This is a genomic window from Kitasatospora sp. MAA4 (genome assembly GCF_029893355.1).
In the GTDB taxonomy this organism is placed as follows: domain Bacteria; phylum Actinomycetota; class Actinomycetes; order Streptomycetales; family Streptomycetaceae; genus Kitasatospora.
In genome coordinates, this window is the sequence record NZ_JARZAI010000002.1 from 236,886 (window position 1) to 251,434 (window position 14,549).

Genomic DNA, 14,549 nt, shown 5'->3' on the forward strand with positions numbered 1-14,549 from the left:
GCCCCGCCCGCCCGCGACCTGAGGAGTGAACCCTCCCCTCGATGGACGATCCGTCCGGTAGTACCCCCGCCGCCTCCCTCCCGCAGCACGGAGAGCAGGCGGCACTGTGATCACCGCCTGGCTGATGCTGCTCGCGGCCGTTCTGCTCATCCTCGCCAACGGCCTCTTCGTGGCCGCCGAGTTCTCCCTCATCACGGTCGACCGCGGCGCCGTGGAGCGGGCCGCCGCCGGCGGCGACCGCCGGGCGATCGGCGTCCGAGCGGCGCTGCGCCGGCTGTCGTTCCAGCTCTCCGGTGCGCAGCTGGGCATCACCGTCACCTCGCTGGTGGTCGGCATGCTGGCCGAACCGGCCCTCTCCACGCTGCTCGGCCCGCTGCTCGCACGGATCGGCGTGCCCTCCTCGGCCGCCACCGGGGTGGCGGTGGTCGTCGGCATGCTGCTGGCCACCGTCGTGCAGATGGTGATCGGCGAGCTGGTCCCCAAGAACTGGGCGATCTCCCGCCCGCTCCAGGTGGCCCGTGCCGTGGCCGGACCGCAGCGGATCTTCTCGACCGCCTGCCGACCGGTGATCACGGCGCTGAACGGCTCGGCCGACCGGCTGGTCCGGGCGCTCGGCCTGGAGCCGACCGAGGAGCTGGCGCACGCCCGTACCCCCGGGGAGCTGGCCTTCCTCGCCCGGCACTCGGCCCGGGCGGGCGCCATAGAGGAGGACACCGCGCTGCTCTTCGTGCGCTCGCTCGGCCTGGCCGAGCTGACCGCCGAGAGCGTGATGACCCCGCGGGTGGACGTGGCCGCGCTCCAGCAGGACGCCACCGCCGCCGACGTGGTCAACCTCACCCGGGCCACCGGCTTCTCCCGCTTCCCGGTCTACCGGGACAGCCTCGACGAGGTCACCGGCACGGTCACCCTCAAGGACGCCCTGGCGGTGCGGCCCGAGCAGCGCGCCAGCGTGCGGATCGCGCAGCTGGCCGGCGTGCCGCTGCTGGTCCCCGAGACCCTGCCGGCCGAGCGGCTGCTCGATCAGCTGCGCAGTCGGACGCCGATGGCGATCGTGATCGACGAGTACGGCGGGACGGCCGGTGTGGTGACCCTGGAGGACATCGTCGAGGAGATCGTCGGTGAGGTGCAGGACGAGCACGACCCGGGCGACGTCCCGGAGTTGCTCTCGGTGCCGCCCGTCGAGGGTCGGCCGGCCTGGCTGGCCGAGGGCCGGGTCCGGATCGACCAGCTCGGCCCGATCGGCCTGGTCGCACCGCACGGCCCGTACGAGACGCTGGCCGGACTGCTGGCCGATCTGCTCGGCAAGATCCCCGAGCCCGGCGAACGCGCCCAGCTGCCCGGCTGGGAGCTGACCGCGCAGGCGGTGGACCGGCACCGCACGACCCGGGTCCGGCTGGTCCGGCTCGGCGGGATGGAGGGCCAGCGGTGATCTTCGTCCAACTCCTCGCCTCGGCCCTGCTGCTGCTCGGCAACGCGTTCTTCGTCGGAGCCGAGTTCGCGGTCATCTCGGTGCGCCGCAGCCAGATCGAGCCGCTCGCGGACGCGGGCAACCGCCGCGCGCGCACCGTGCTGCACGCGCTCACAGACGTCTCGGCGATGCTGGCCGCCGCCCAACTGGGCATCACGGTCTGCTCGCTGCTGCTCGGCGCGCTCGCCGAACCGACCATCGCGCACCTGCTGGAGACCCCGTTCCACGCGTTCGGCCTGCCCGCGGCGCTGATCCACCCGATCGCCTACGCGCTGGCGCTGGCCCTGGTGGTCTTCCTGCACATGGTGATCGGCGAGATGGTGCCCAAGAACATCGCGCTGGCCACGCCGGAGCGCGCCGCGCTCTGGCTCGGCCCGCCGCTGGACCGCCTCGCCCGCCTGCTGAACCCGGTGATCCGGCTGCTGAACGCCTTCGCCAACCTGGTGCTGCGGATCTTCGGGGTCGAGCCGAAGGACGAGGTGGAGTCGGTCTACAACGGCGAGCAACTGCTCTGGATCCTGGCCGAGTCGCGGGCCGCCGGGCTGCTGGAGAAGGGCGAGCAGGAACGCCTGGAGGACGCCCTGGAGCTGGGCCACCGCCCGGTCGCCGAGGTGCTGCTGCCGATGTCGCGGCTGGTCACCGTGGACTCCTCGGTGACCGCCCGCCAGGTCGAGGAGCTGGCGGTGTCCACCGGTTTCTCCCGCTTCCCGGTGGTCGGCGACTCCGGTGACTTCCTCGGCTACCTGCACGTCAAGGACGTGCTGGAGGCGGAGGACCGCGAGGCCGCCGTCCCGGTGCGGCTGTGGCGGCCGATGACGGTGGTGGGGGAGCGGCTCCCGCTGGACGACGCGCTCACCGCGATGCGCCGGGCGGCCGCGCACCTGGCCGCGGTGACCGCGCCGGACGGGCGCACGCTGGGCCTGGTCACCCTGGAGGACGTCCTGGAGGAGCTGGTCGGCGAGATGCACGACCCGGACCACCGGCACACCGCCGCCGAGCGGGCGTAGACCGGCTGCCGTGGCTTCTCAGCTGCGGCCGTCGATCAGCTCGCCGTACGCCTGGACCAGGTCGGGCAGCCGCAGGGTGGCCAGGTCCTCGCGGCCGGGCAGGCTGCGGGCCTGGGAGAGCCGCAGGTCGCGGTAGGCGCAGGACTTCTCGTACAGGGTCCTGATGAACCGGCCGTTGCCGAGGTCGTCGATCCAGCCCTCGGCGACCACGTGGGCGCAGATGCTGGCCAGCTCCTCGGCCGCGTCCTCGTCCCAGCCGTCGCCGTCCCGGGCGGCCAGGGTGCTGCCGATGGCGGTGAGTTCGGCCGGGCGGTAGCTGGGGAAGTCCACCCGGGTGGTGAAGCGGGAGTTGAGGCCGGGGTTGGTCGCCAGCAGGCGGTTCATCCCCTCGGGGTAGCCGGCCAGGATCACCACCAGCCGGTCCCGGTTGTCCTCGGCCCGCTTCAGCAGCACCTGCAACGCCTCGTCGCCGTAGGCGTCGCCCTTGCTGTAGCCGGAGTTGGCGAGGCTGTAGGCCTCGTCGATGAAGAGCACGCCGTCCAGCGCGGAGTCGATCAGCTCGTTCGCCTTGACCGCCGTCTGGCCGAGGAACTCGCCGACCAGGTCGGATCGTTGGGCCTCCACCAGGTGGTCGCCGGAGAGCAGGCCGAGCGCGTGGAAGACCTGGCCGAGGATCCGCGCCACCGTGGTCTTGCCGGTGCCGGATGGGCCGGAGAAGACGAAGTGGCGCTTGGGCGGCTGGACCGGCAGGCCCTGGTCGGCGCGCAACCCGGCCATCCGCAGCTGTGCGGAGAGCGCCCGGACCTGGCGCTTGACCGGGTCGAGGCCGACCATCTGCTCCAACGCGGCGAGCGCGGCGTCCAGTTGGCGCCGGCCCGCGGGGGAGCCGACGGGTGCGGGGCCGCCGCCCTCGGCAGGTGTGGCGGCCAGGTTCTCCCGGACGGCGGCGGCGGCGCTCGGCGCGGCATCCCCGGATCCCGAACCGGGAGCTAAGCCGGGCCCCGACTCGGAGCGTCCCGGGCCGCCCGGCCGACCGCCGAGCTGCAGCGGGCCCGCGTCCGGTTCGTCGGTGTCGGTGGCCTCCAGCGGCTCGGCCAGCTGGTCTGCGCGCTCCTGGGCGTCCGCGATGCCCGGCCCGTCGAAGGTCTCCAGCCCCTCCAGTCCGTCCAGCCCGTCCAGTCCGTCCATCGCCAGCGCCTCGAACGCGGCGGTCGGCGGCTCGGCCGAGTCCGCGGCGCCCAGGGCGTCGGCGGCGTCCTCCACGACGGTGAAGCCGGGCAGCTCGTCCAGCAGCCCGAGCCCGTCCTCGGCGGCGATCGCGGCCAGCCGGGCGGCGGTGTCCATGAACGCCGGATCGGCGCGGTGCACCGCCCGGTAGAGCGGCAGGGCGGCGGCGCTTCGCCCGGCGCCCTCGTACGCCCGGGCCAGCCAGTACCGCAGCTCCTTGCGCTGCGGCTGCTCGGAGCGGCAGCGGGTCAGCGAGGCGGCGAGCGGGGACTGCGCCTGCGCGCACATGTCCAGCCGGACCCGGGCCATCCCGCCGAACAGGCCGGCCTCGATGCCGAGCAGCGGGTCGTCGAGCAGCTGGTCGGTGTCCCGGATGAGCTGCTCCCAGTCCTTGAGCAGGTAGGAGCGGCAGGCGTGCAGGAAGCGCACCGAGGCGTCCTGGTCGGCCGGCGGGCACTGGTCCAGCGCGCGGTCCAGCTCGGCCAGGTGCCGGCCGTCCAACCAGTGCGAGGCGTGCGCGAGGGCGAGGTCGCGGGCGTCCTCCAGGACGGGCTGGACCCACCAGCCGAGCCAGTACCAGGAGCTCAGCGGCCGCTGGTGGTGGCGGCGCTGCTCGCCGAAACGTTTCTTGTGCCGGTGCATGGCGAGCAGCGCGCCCGAGGTGTCGCAGCGCAGGGCGTGCAGGCCGAGCCAGGCGTCGGCCATGCCCGGGTCGAGCCGCACGGCGGTCCGGAACTCCTCCTCGGCGCGGGCGTAGGAGCCAGCCGTGTACGCGTCCATGGCGCGCAGCCATGCGCGGTCGGCCGGTCCGTGCGGACCCGTGGTGCCGGAACTGTCGACAGTGGTCACTCACGCCCCCCGTGGTGTGCACCGAGACGCGGCCGCCTGCTGGCATGCATGTCAGCACCGCGCCCCCGGGGCGCATATGCGCCTGCACTTCATCGTACCGGCGCCGGGCTGATCCGGAAGGGTGCCGCACCAGGTATGTGAACGAACGGTCAATGCGCACAAAGGATTTGGACCTGGGGCAGCAGAACGGCACCTCCGGCTCACGGGGGACGAGTCGGAGGTGCCGGGTCTATGGTTGCGGGCTCAACTATTCCCACTGCGAGGAGAACCTAGTTGCTCCCTGGAACCTGGTCAACCACTTCACGGCGTACGGCCGTCCGGGTGATCCGACCGGTCCGCCCGTCCACCAGGAGCTGGGCGTACGGCCGACTGGGGTCCTGCGCGAAGTGCGCCGCCTCGGCGGCCGACCACCGCTCCCAGAACGCGGCCAGCTCCGGCCCGTCGCGCAACTCGCCCCGGGCGCGGGCGGCTTCGGCGGGCAGCTCCATCCAGATCAGCGCGGCCAGCAGCGGCCGCACCGCGCGGCGTCCGGCGCCGACCCCCTCGACGAGGACGACCGGCGCGGGTGCCACCTCGCGCGCCCCCGCGAAGCGCCGGCTCACCCAGTCGTAGACCTGATGGCTGGCACGCTCCCCGCGCGCCAGCGGCTCCAGCACCTGAGCGCGCAGCCGCCCGGTCCACTCGAACAGCTCCTCGTGCGTCGCCAGGTCGTCCAGGTGCACCACCGGCGCTCCGCCCAGCGCGCGGGCCAGCCGGTCGGCGAAGGTGGTCTTCCCGGAACCCGCGTGGCCGTCCACGGCGACCAGCCGGACGGGTCCGCAGGACGGCGGCAGCGCCCCCAGCTGGTCGGCGAGCGCTGCCAGGCCGTCCGGGTGATCCATGCCCGCCACTCTACGTGCCCGACGCGGGCCTGCGGCGGGCCGCTGACCAGCCGCAGGATGCCCAGGTCAGGCAGCTCGTGACGGGCGGCCCGGGATCGGGCATACTCGCATCGCCAGCTGTGTGAACGACCGTTTACTGCTGACAGCGGTGGCGGCCGAGCCACCCCGTACCCCCCAATGCGCCGTGCCCCAGACCCCGGGGCCCGATCGAGGAGGCGACCCACCCTCATGAACGCCGCACCCCCCAAGCCCGTGGAACGTCAGCTGCCGAGCGACGAGGCCCGCGAACTGCTCGCGCTCACTCGCGACCTGGTCGACCGTGAACTGCTTCCCCGGGCAGCCGAGGAGGAGGCGGCCGGTCGCTTCCCGCGGGAGGTCTTCCGCACGCTGGGCGAGGCGGGCCTGCTCTCGCTGCCCTACGCGGAGGCCGACGGCGGCGGCGAGCAGCCCTACGAGGTCTACCTCCAGGTCCTGGAGGAGCTGTCGTCCGGGTGGCTGGCGGTCGGCCTCGGGGTGAGCGTGCACACGCTGTCCTGCCACGCACTGGCCACCTTCGGCAGCGCCGAGCAGCGCTCCCGCTGGCTGCCGGGGATGCTCGGCGGCGCGCAGCTGGGCGCCTACTGCCTCTCCGAGCCGCAGTCGGGCTCGGACGCGGCCGCGCTGCGCACCCGGGCCGACCGGGACGGCGACGAGTACGTGGTCAGCGGCACCAAGGCCTGGATCACCCACGGCGGCCAGGCCGACTTCTACAGCACCCTGGTGCGCACCGGCGAGGACGGCCCGCGCGGCATAAGCTGCCTGCTCGTCCCGGGCGACAGCGCCGGCCTGTCGTCCGCGCCGCCGGAGCACAAGATGGGCATGCAGAGCTCGCCCACCGCGCAGATGCACTTCGACGGTGTGCGGCTGAGCGCGGACCGGCTGATCGGCGAGGAGGGCCAGGGCTTCCAGATCGCGCTCTCCGCGCTGGACTCCGGCCGCCTCGGCATCGCGGCCTGCGCGATCGGCGTGGCCCAGGCGGCGCTGGACCTCGCGGTGGACTACGCCCGCACCCGCAAGCAGTTCGGCCGTCCGATCGCCGACTTCCAGGGGCTGTCCTTCATGCTCGCCGACATGGCCACCCAGATCGAGGCCGGCCGCGCGCTCTACCTGGCCGCGGCCCGGCTGCGCGACGGCGGCCTCGCGTTCTCCAAGGAGGCCGCGATGGCGAAGCTGTTCTGTACCGACACCGCCATGCGGGTGACGACGGACGCGGTGCAGGTGCTCGGCGGCTACGGCTACACCCAGGACTTCCCGGCCGAGCGCTTCATGCGCGAGGCCAAGGTGCTGCAGATCGTCGAGGGCACCAACCAGATCCAGCGCCTGGTGATCGGCCGCCACCTCACCAAGGGCTGACCGCGCTCCGAGCATGAGGCGGGCCCGGCACCGACTTCCGGTGCCGGGCCCGACTCATTCCCTAGTGCCGCACGAGCCGCCCGGCCGGGGCCTTGCGCATCGGCGGCACCCGGTGCGTGCCCGGCGCCGCGCCCGGGCCGCCCGCGTGCGAGAACGGCTGGGTGCGCCAGTCCAGTTCGGCCGGCCGCGTCAGCAGGAGAGCGAGCGCGGTGTCGGTGTCGGCACCCGGTTCGGGGCCGGTCTCCTCCAGGTCGTCGGCCGGCAGTCCCGACCCCGGGCAGAGCGCGGGGGAGAACGGGTGCCAGGCGGTCCGCAGCACCGCATGCTGCGGCAGTCGCTCCTCCTCGCCCACCAGGGCGATCGGCCGGTCGCACTCCGGGCAGTGCACGCGGAAGATCTCCCAGGACTCGGGCTCGCCGGGGTCGGATCCCGGAGCGCGGTCGAGGCCCGGCGAGAGCTCCTCGCCCTCCGGCCCGTCGAGCTCGTTCCGGGTGCCGTCGGCGCTGAGGGCGCGCTGGTCAGCTGCAGGCATCTGATCCCCCTTTGGATCTGGCCGGGCCGGCTCGGCCGGGGCCAACACGAGCACTTCCCGCCGACGGGGGCTCATAACCCTGCAGGTGACGGCAGGGTGATGCACTGCGGTGTGGCGTTGGCCACATTCCCCTGGCATGTGCCACCAGTGGACCCGCGGGGGCGCGACCGAGTGGGCCGAGCGGGTCGGGGATCTGGGGTAGGTTGACGTCTTGTGGAGGATCTCGACCAACGCATCGTCCAGCTGCTCGTCCAGGACGGGCGGATGAGCTACACCGACCTGGGCAAGGCGACCGGCCTGTCCACCTCGGCCGTGCACCAGCGGGTCCGCCGGCTGGAGCAGCGAGGGGTGATCCGCGGCTACTCGGCGATCATCGACCCCGACGCCGTCGACCTCGCGCTGACGGCCTTCATCTCGGTCAAGCCCTTTGACCCGAGCGCCCCGGACGACGTGCCCGACCGGCTCGCCCCGCTGCCCGAGATCGAGGCCTGCCACAGCGTCGCGGGTGACGAGAGCTACATCCTCAAGGTCCGGGTCTCCGCACCCGGCGACCTGGAGGACCTGCTCGCCCGGATCCGCAGTGCCGCCGGGGTCTCCACCCGGACCACCGTGGTGCTCTCCACGCCCTACGAGGCCCGGCCGCCCAAGCTCTAGCCCCGCTCCGGCCCCAGTGTCCGAGGGGCGGACAAACCGGGTGCAGACTAGTGCCCATGACCGAACGCACCTCCCGCACCGTGCTGCTGCGCGGCGGAACCGTCTACAGCCCGGCCGACCCCTTCGCCACCGCGATGCTGATCGAGGGCGAACAGGTCGCCTGGGTCGGCAGCGAGGGCGCCGCCGACGGCTACGCCTCGGTCGCGGACGAGGTCGTCGACCTCGCCGGTGCGCTGGTCACCCCCGCCTTCGTGGACGCCCACGTGCACGCCACCTCGGCCGGCCTCGCGCTGACCGGACTGGACCTCACCGGCTGCCCCACCCTCGCCGAGGCGCTCACCCGGATCACCGCGTTCGCCGCGACCCAGAGCGCAGCGGGCGGCGTGCTGATCGGCCACGGCTGGGACGAGAGCGGCTGGCCCGAGGGCCGTCCGCCGACCCGCGCCGAGCTGGACGCCGCGGCGGGCGGCGCCGCGATCTACCTCTCCCGCACCGACGTGCACTCGGCCCTGGCCTCCACCGCCCTGCGCGCGCTCACCCCGGGCCTGGACGCCGAGCCCGGCTTCCACCCCGAGGCCCCGCTCACCCGCGACGCCCACCACGCCGTCCGCCGCACCGCCCTGGCCCGCCTGACGGACGCTCAGCGCCGCGCCGCCCAGCTCGCCACCCTGGAGCGCGCCGCCGCCCTCGGCATCGGCTCGCTGCACGAGTGCGCCGGACCGGAGATCTCCTCGGAGCAGGACCTCACCGCGCTGCTCGCACTGGCCGCCGAACACGACGGCCCGGAGGTCTACGGCTACTGGGGCGAGCTGGGCGGCGTGGCCACCGCCCGGCGGCTCGGCGCGGTCGGCGCCGGCGGCGACCTCTTCGTGGACGGCGCGCTCGGCTCGCACACCGCCTGCCTGCACGCGCCCTACCGGGACGCCGAGCACACCGGCACCGCCTATCTGACGGCCGATCAGGTCGCCGACCACGTCACCGCCTGCACCGAGGCGGGCCTCCAGGCCGGCTTCCACGCGATCGGCGACGCAGCGCTCGGCGCCGTGCTGGCCGGCGTCGGCGCGGCGGTCGCCCGGCTCGGCCTGCCCGCCGTCAAGGCGCTGCGGCACCGGGTCGAGCACGCCGAGGCGCTGGACGACAAGGCGGTCGCGGCCTTCGCCGAGTACGGCCTGGTCGCCTCCGTGCAGCCGGCCTTCGACGCCGCCTGGGGCGGTCCGGACGGCATGTACGTGCAGCGCCTGGGCGCCGAGCGGGCGGCGGGACTCAACCCGTTCGCGGCGCTGCTGCGGGCCGGCGTGCCGCTGGCCTTCGGCTCGGACGCGCCGGTCACCGCGCTGGACCCCTGGGGCACCGTGCGCGCCGCCGCCTTCCACCGCACCCCCGAGCACCGGATCTCGGTGCGGGCCGCCTTCAACGCGCACACCCGCGGCGGCTGGCGGGCGATCGGCCGCGACCACGAGGGCGTGCTGGTGCCGGGCGCACCGGCCAGCTACGCGGTCTGGGAGACCGGCGACCTCGTCGTTCAGGCGCCGGACTCCCGGGTGGCGGGCTGGTCCACCGACCCCCGCTCCGGCACCCCTGGCCTGCCCGATCTCACCCCGGGCGGCCCGCTGCCGACCTGTCTGCGCACGGTGGTCCGCGGGCGGACCGTCCACCAGCTCGGACGTCCCGGCTGACCTGGGGATTCTCACCTGACCGCGACTACCGGTGGCCTCCGGCGGGAGGTACCGTCGTCGGATACCCGCCGGGCCCCGGCGATACAGCCAGAGAGATGGTGCGCAGGTGGCATTGCCGCTCGACTCGGAGTCCCGGGTCCACGGCGCGGACGAGGCGTCCGCCGACTCCGGGTCGACTGCGCCCGTCCGGCCCGGTCGGTTCGCCCGGCGCAGGGCCGTGATGCGGGCCGGGCTGCCCCGGACGGCCGTCGCCGCCGCGGCCGGCCTGCTGCTGGCCGCGGCCTTCCCGCCCTACGGCGTGTGGCCGCTGTCGATTGTCGCGGTGGCGCTGCTCTCGCTGCTGACCCGCGGCCGCACCGCGCGCCAGGGCGCCTGGACGGGCTTCGCCTTCGGGTTCCCCTTCTTCCTCGGGCTGCTCGACTGGATCCGGGTGATCGGGTCGGACGCCTGGGTCGGGCTCTCGGCGGTCGAGGCGCTGTTCGTCTGCGCGCTCGGCGCCGGGCTCGCACTGACCTCCCGGCTGCGCGCCTGGCCGCTCTGGGCGGCCTGCCTCTGGGTGGCCCAGGAGTGGGCCCGCGACCGGCTGCCGCTCGGCGGGTTCCCGTGGGGCCGCCTCGCCTTCGCCAACACCGCCAGCCCGTACACGCCGCTGGCCGCGCTGGGCGGGGCTCCGCTGGTCACCTTCGCGGTGGCGCTGACCGGCGCCCTGCTGGCCTTCCTGGCGCTCCCGTACCTGCCGCTGCTCGCGCGCCGAGGCGTCCCCGAGGCTGCGCCCGTCACGCGCCGTCCGGTGCTGGTGCCGGTCCTCGCGGGTGCCTGCGCGGTCGTGGTGGCGGTGGCCGGCTACGCCGTCCCGGTCCCCACCAACGCCGACGCCACCACCAAGGTCGCCGTCATCCAGGGCAACGTCCCGCACCCGGGGATGGACTTCCTGGGCCGCCCGATGCAGGTGCTCGACAACCACGCCGACGCCACCGACCGGCTGGCCGCCGCCGTCAAGGCCGGCCAGGCCCCGCAGCCCGACGTGGTGATCTGGCCGGAGAACTCCTCCGACATGGACCCGTACAGCGATCCCGCCGCCTACGAGCGGATCGACGAGGCGGTCAAGGCGATAGGCGTGCCGACCCTGGTCGGCGCCCTGGTGGACGGCCCGGACAACCAGCACGTGCAGAACGAGGGCATCGTCTGGGACCCGGCGATCGGACCCGGGGCCCACTACACCAAGCAGCACCCGGTGCCGTTCGGCGAGTACGTGCCGTTCCGCTCGGTGCTGATGAAGGTCATCACCCGCCTTCAGCGGGTCGCCCGGGACTTCTACCCCGGCAAGTCGAGCGGCGTGCTCCAGCTGGGCCCGGCCAGGATCGGCGACGTGATCTGCTTCGAGGTCGCATACGACGAGATCGTCCGCGACACCGTCAACGACGGCGGCCGGGTGATCGTGGTGCAGACGAACAACGCCACCTACGCCCGCAGCGGCCAGCCGGACCAGCAGCTCGCGATGTCCCGGCTGCGCGCGGTCGAGCACGGCCGGGCCGTGGTGATCGCCGCGACCAGTGGGATCAGCGCGATCATCCGGCCGGACGGCACGGTGGAGAGCCGCACCGCCGAGCTGGTACCCGCCGAGCTGAGCGCCGACGTGCCGCTGCGCGACGGCAAGACCGTCGCCGACCAGGTCGGCGCGGCGCCCGAGTGGACACTGTCCGTCATCGGCCTGCTGGCCTGCGGCGCGGGCGTCCTGCTGGGCCGCCGCCGGCGCACCTCGGACGGAACACCCGGCCGGGCCGAACCGTTGACCAGTGTGGCGCCCTAGCTGGTCAGGAACCCCGTCCTGCGGCGTGCCGCGCGCCGCGATGGAGTGGACCCGTACCGTGACCCACCAAGCATTCCCCGCCCATGGCAGTACCCCCGCCTCCGGGCGTCCGGCAGGGCGTCCCGCCGGGCGCCGCAGCCGGCTGCGCCGGGTGGTCCCGCTCACGCTGGCCGCCTGGCTGGTGCTGGAGATCTGGCTGCTGGTCCAGGTGGCCTCGCTGATCGGCTGGCTCCCCGTGCTGGCCCTGCTGGTGCTCAGCGCCGCGCTCGGCGTCTCGCTGATCAAGCGCGCCGGGCTGAAGGCCTTCCGGGCCGCCACCGCCGCCTTCGAGCAGGGCACCGTGCCGCCGTCCGGTGCTCCAGAGACGGGCACCAGCCTCACCGTGGCGGGCGGCCTGCTGCTGATCCTGCCCGGTTTCCTGTCGGACCTGGTGGGGCTGACCCTGCTCTTCCCGCCGACCAGGGCGCTCTGGCGGCTGGTCGGCCGCCGGGTGGCGAGTTCCGCGCTGCGCGGCACCGCCCCCGCCGATGCCGCGCCGCTCGCGGACGCGCTGCGCCTTCAGGAGCAGCTGCGGATCCACCGGCCGGACGGCAAGGTGATCCAGGGCGAGGTGGTGGACCCCACCGACCGTCCTTAGAGCTTTTGAACTGCCGAAGGGCCCCGAACCAGAACTCTGGTTCGGGGCCCTTCGGCAGTTCGTCCGCCCGGGGGCGGTTACTCAGGCGCTCTTACGGGTGTCCCGCGGGTGAACCGCGAGGTTCATCCCACCGGAGCGGAGCACGGCCAGCCTCTCGGCCAGCACCTCCTCCAACTCCTCACGGGTCCGGCGCTCCATCAGCATGTCCCAATGGGTCCGGGTTGGCTTGGTCTTCTTCTCCTCCGGCTCGTCACCGTCCAGCAGGACGGCTTCGGTGCCGCAGAAGCGGCACTCCCACGCCGAGGGGATCTCCGCCTCGACGGAGAAGGGCACCTCGAAGCGGTGTCCGTTCTGACATGCGTACTCGACGGTCTGGCGGGGGGCCAGGTCGATGCCACGGTCGGTCTCGTAGCTGGTGGCCCCAAGTCGCGTGCCGCGGAGAGCTCGCTCGCTCATGAATCGTGCCTCCAGGGCTTATGGCCCACAGGACTAGTTGGTCGCTGTCTTCGTCGTTCGGTCAACGCTCGGCCGCCGACGAAGATTCCCGTACCGGGACATGCGTCGTCTGTCGTGCCGCCCCTGTTTGTACCCATCTCCGTCCGATTTGTCACATCTGGAGCCGGATATCACCCTGAGTGCCGCGAAATTCGCACCCTGTGACCGAATGTCTCTTGTTTCCGGAGCGTAATGGCCTTCCGGAGGGTACTGGTGCGATACCTGAATTGGCCATTCCGTTCGGGTGAACCGCGTCTCACCGGAGGGGGGCGGGGCGCACCGGGCGCTCCTTGCCCAGTTCCACCCTGGCCGGCTCGCGGCCCGCCTCGGGCGGCGCCTGCGGCCTCGGCGGGGCGGCGGCCGCCTCGGTGCGGGTGTCGCGGTGCGGGAGCAGCGAGATGACGGCGTCGCGCAGCCGGGCCGGGGCCTCCTCGTCCAGCGGGTCGACGGTGGCCGGGACCTGGACGCGGACCGGGCCGGTACTGCCGATCCGGGCGTAGCCGCGGCCGGGCGGGGTACTCGCGGCGGGGGCGATGTCCAGCGGGACGCCGAGGGCGATCCGCAGGTCGTCCTGGGTGGTGCTGCCCAGCACCACCCGCGCCCGGGTGGTGGCGCGCACGGTGGCCGAGATCCGGTCGGCCGCCTCGATCGCGTCCACCACCACCACGGTGACCCGGGCCGCGCGGCCGTGCCGCAGCGGGATCTCCAGCAGGTCCTGCGGGTCGGGCCGGCCCTCCGCCTGGGCCAGCTCGCTCAGCTCGGTGGGGTGGTCGAGCAGCAGCCAGAGCGGGCGGGTGACGTCGGCGGGCGCGGGCGTGCCGTTGTGTCGGGCGGTGTTGAGCGCGGCGATCCGGCGCTCGGTCTCCTGGGCCGCCCAGTCCAGCGCGGCCAGCGCGCCGTGCAGGCTGGTCTCCACGGTGTGCACGCCCGGGCGGTTGACCAGGCAGGCGTGCTCGCCGGTACCGGCGCCGTCGATCACCAGCAGGTCGCCGTGGACCAGCGCCTGGAGGGCGACGGTGCGCAGCAGGGTGGAGGTGCCCGAGCCGGCCGCGCCCAGCGCCAGCAGGTGCGGCTCGGAGGAGCGGGGGCCGGTGCGCCAGATGACGGGGGGCTGGTGGCTGGGACCGCCGTCCTGGCTGACCGGGATCATCCGCTGGGTGGCCAGCGTGTCGGTGAAGCCGAGCACGATCTCGCCGGGGGCGGTCACCCAGCTCTGCGCGGGGAGGTCGACGGGCAGCGGGGCGAGTGCGGTGACCTGGAGCTTGTTGCACTCCTCGTCCCAGTCGAAGCGGTACTCCCGGGCCCGGCCGGCCTTGCCCTGCACGACCTGCTCGATCCTGGCGCGGGCGGCCGGCTCGGTGTCGGTGAAGTAGGCCGGGTAGCCGAGCTCCAGGGCGCAGAGCCGGCCGTCGCCGTCGAACTCCCAGCCGGCGAAGGCGTTCTTGTAGCTGCCGTCGGGGCTGTAGAGCGGGCAGACCTCGTCGGGGGAGGCGAGGTAGGGGGTGAGGGCGGCGTAGAGCGCGCTCAGCTTGAGATCGGCGACGTCCGGCTCCGGCGCAGCGGCGGCCTTGGGCTGGCGGCCGACCCAGGCGGCGCTGCCGATCAGGGCGGCCACCGCCAGCAGCGGGCCGTGCGGCAGTAGGACGATGCCCACCAGGGCGGCTGCGGTGAGCAGCAGGGTCGGGCCGCGGCGGTCCTTGGGGGTGGCCTGCCAGCGGCTCCTGGCCCAGTCGGCGTGGCGGCGCATGCCGCGTCCGATCAGGGCGAGCGGCGCGAACATGTCGGTGGCGTGGTCACCGGCGGTGCGGGCGATGTCGCGCCCTCGGGTGAGGTGGCGGTTGAGGGACATGGTCCTGACTCCCCGGGCGGATGGGACGACGAAGGACGGCCCGGGGCGGTGGGATCCGCGCCCGGGCCGGTG

At 74.0% G+C, this 14,549-nt stretch carries 12 protein-coding genes; 7 read left to right on the forward strand and 5 right to left on the reverse strand.

The genetic code is table 11. The features are described from left to right. Positions 1-106: 106 nt before the first annotated feature. Positions 107-1,429, forward strand: coding sequence for a hemolysin family protein (locus P3T37_RS03410; RefSeq protein ID WP_280721879.1), 1,323 nt, complete (start codon positions 107-109; stop codon positions 1,427-1,429). Next, the gene (locus P3T37_RS03415) at positions 1,426-2,475 is read left to right on the forward strand and encodes a hemolysin family protein (protein ID WP_280721880.1); all 1,050 of its coding nucleotides are present in this window, start codon (positions 1,426-1,428) and stop codon (positions 2,473-2,475) included. The genes P3T37_RS03410 and P3T37_RS03415 overlap by 4 nt, the downstream gene beginning before the upstream one ends. An 18-nt stretch (positions 2,476-2,493) precedes the next feature. Here the strand turns inward: P3T37_RS03415 and P3T37_RS03420 are convergent, their stop codons facing one another. Further along, positions 2,494-4,482 carry an AAA family ATPase gene (locus P3T37_RS03420; RefSeq protein WP_280722111.1) on the reverse strand — a complete coding sequence of 663 codons (1,989 nt, stop codon included), beginning with the start codon at positions 4,480-4,482 and terminating at the stop codon, positions 2,494-2,496. A gap of 338 nt (positions 4,483-4,820) precedes the next feature. Next, complete coding sequence (locus P3T37_RS03425; protein ID WP_280721881.1) at positions 4,821-5,432, reverse strand: AAA family ATPase; 612 nt, start codon at positions 5,430-5,432, stop codon at positions 4,821-4,823. 228 nt (positions 5,433-5,660) lie between these two features. Between P3T37_RS03425 and P3T37_RS03430 the strand changes: the two genes are divergently transcribed. Beyond that, the gene (locus P3T37_RS03430) at positions 5,661-6,824 is read left to right on the forward strand and encodes an acyl-CoA dehydrogenase family protein (RefSeq protein WP_280721882.1); all 1,164 of its coding nucleotides are present in this window, start codon (positions 5,661-5,663) and stop codon (positions 6,822-6,824) included. Between the two features lie 61 nt (positions 6,825-6,885). Here the strand turns inward: P3T37_RS03430 and P3T37_RS03435 are convergent, their stop codons facing one another. Continuing rightward, complete coding sequence (locus tag P3T37_RS03435; protein WP_280721883.1) at positions 6,886-7,356, reverse strand: hypothetical protein; 471 nt, start codon at positions 7,354-7,356, stop codon at positions 6,886-6,888. Between the two features lie 213 nt (positions 7,357-7,569). Between P3T37_RS03435 and P3T37_RS03440 the strand changes: the two genes are divergently transcribed. From P3T37_RS03440 to fxsA, 4 genes are all read left to right on the forward strand, one after another. Beyond that, on the forward strand, positions 7,570-8,010 hold the full coding sequence (locus tag P3T37_RS03440; protein ID WP_280721884.1) for an Lrp/AsnC family transcriptional regulator: 441 nt from the start codon (positions 7,570-7,572) through the stop codon (positions 8,008-8,010). Between the two features lie 56 nt (positions 8,011-8,066). Beyond that, a complete protein-coding gene (locus P3T37_RS03445; RefSeq protein ID WP_280721885.1) occupies positions 8,067-9,686 on the forward strand; it encodes an amidohydrolase in 1,620 nt (539 codons plus the stop codon). Positions 9,687-9,792: 106 nt separating this feature from the next. Continuing rightward, the gene (lnt, locus tag P3T37_RS03450; protein ID WP_280721886.1) at positions 9,793-11,496 is read left to right on the forward strand and encodes an apolipoprotein N-acyltransferase; all 1,704 of its coding nucleotides are present in this window, start codon (positions 9,793-9,795) and stop codon (positions 11,494-11,496) included. A gap of 58 nt (positions 11,497-11,554) precedes the next feature. Continuing rightward, positions 11,555-12,133 (forward strand): FxsA family membrane protein, encoded by a 579-nt coding sequence (gene fxsA / locus P3T37_RS03455; protein WP_280721887.1) that lies wholly within the window; start codon positions 11,555-11,557, stop codon positions 12,131-12,133. An 81-nt stretch (positions 12,134-12,214) separates the two neighbouring features. On the opposite strand, the gene P3T37_RS03460 is transcribed toward fxsA, so the two are convergent. Beyond that, positions 12,215-12,589, reverse strand: a complete 375-nt coding sequence (locus P3T37_RS03460) for an RNA polymerase-binding protein RbpA (protein WP_035795456.1) — start codon at positions 12,587-12,589, stop codon at positions 12,215-12,217. Positions 12,590-12,884: 295 nt separating this feature from the next. Continuing rightward, a complete protein-coding gene (locus P3T37_RS03465) occupies positions 12,885-14,477 on the reverse strand; it encodes an FtsK/SpoIIIE domain-containing protein (RefSeq protein ID WP_280721888.1) in 1,593 nt (530 codons plus the stop codon). Positions 14,478-14,549: the final 72 nt, after the last annotated feature.

Coding starts and splice junctions, on each gene's coding strand:
- P3T37_RS03420 (WP_280722111.1), bottom strand. CDS start 4,482: ATGGACGCGTACACGGCTGGCTCCTACGCCCGCGCCGAGGAGGAGTTC.
- P3T37_RS03425 (WP_280721881.1), bottom strand. CDS start 5,432: ATGGATCACCCGGACGGCCTGGCAGCGCTCGCCGACCAGCTGGGGGCG.
- P3T37_RS03430 (WP_280721882.1), top strand. CDS start 5,661: ATGAACGCCGCACCCCCCAAGCCCGTGGAACGTCAGCTGCCGAGCGAC.
- P3T37_RS03435 (WP_280721883.1), bottom strand. CDS start 7,356: ATGCCTGCAGCTGACCAGCGCGCCCTCAGCGCCGACGGCACCCGGAAC.
- P3T37_RS03445 (WP_280721885.1), top strand. CDS start 8,067: ATGACCGAACGCACCTCCCGCACCGTGCTGCTGCGCGGCGGAACCGTC.
- P3T37_RS03460 (WP_035795456.1), bottom strand. CDS start 12,589: ATGAGCGAGCGAGCTCTCCGCGGCACGCGACTTGGGGCCACCAGCTAC.
- P3T37_RS03465 (WP_280721888.1), bottom strand. CDS start 14,477: ATGTCCCTCAACCGCCACCTCACCCGAGGGCGCGACATCGCCCGCACC.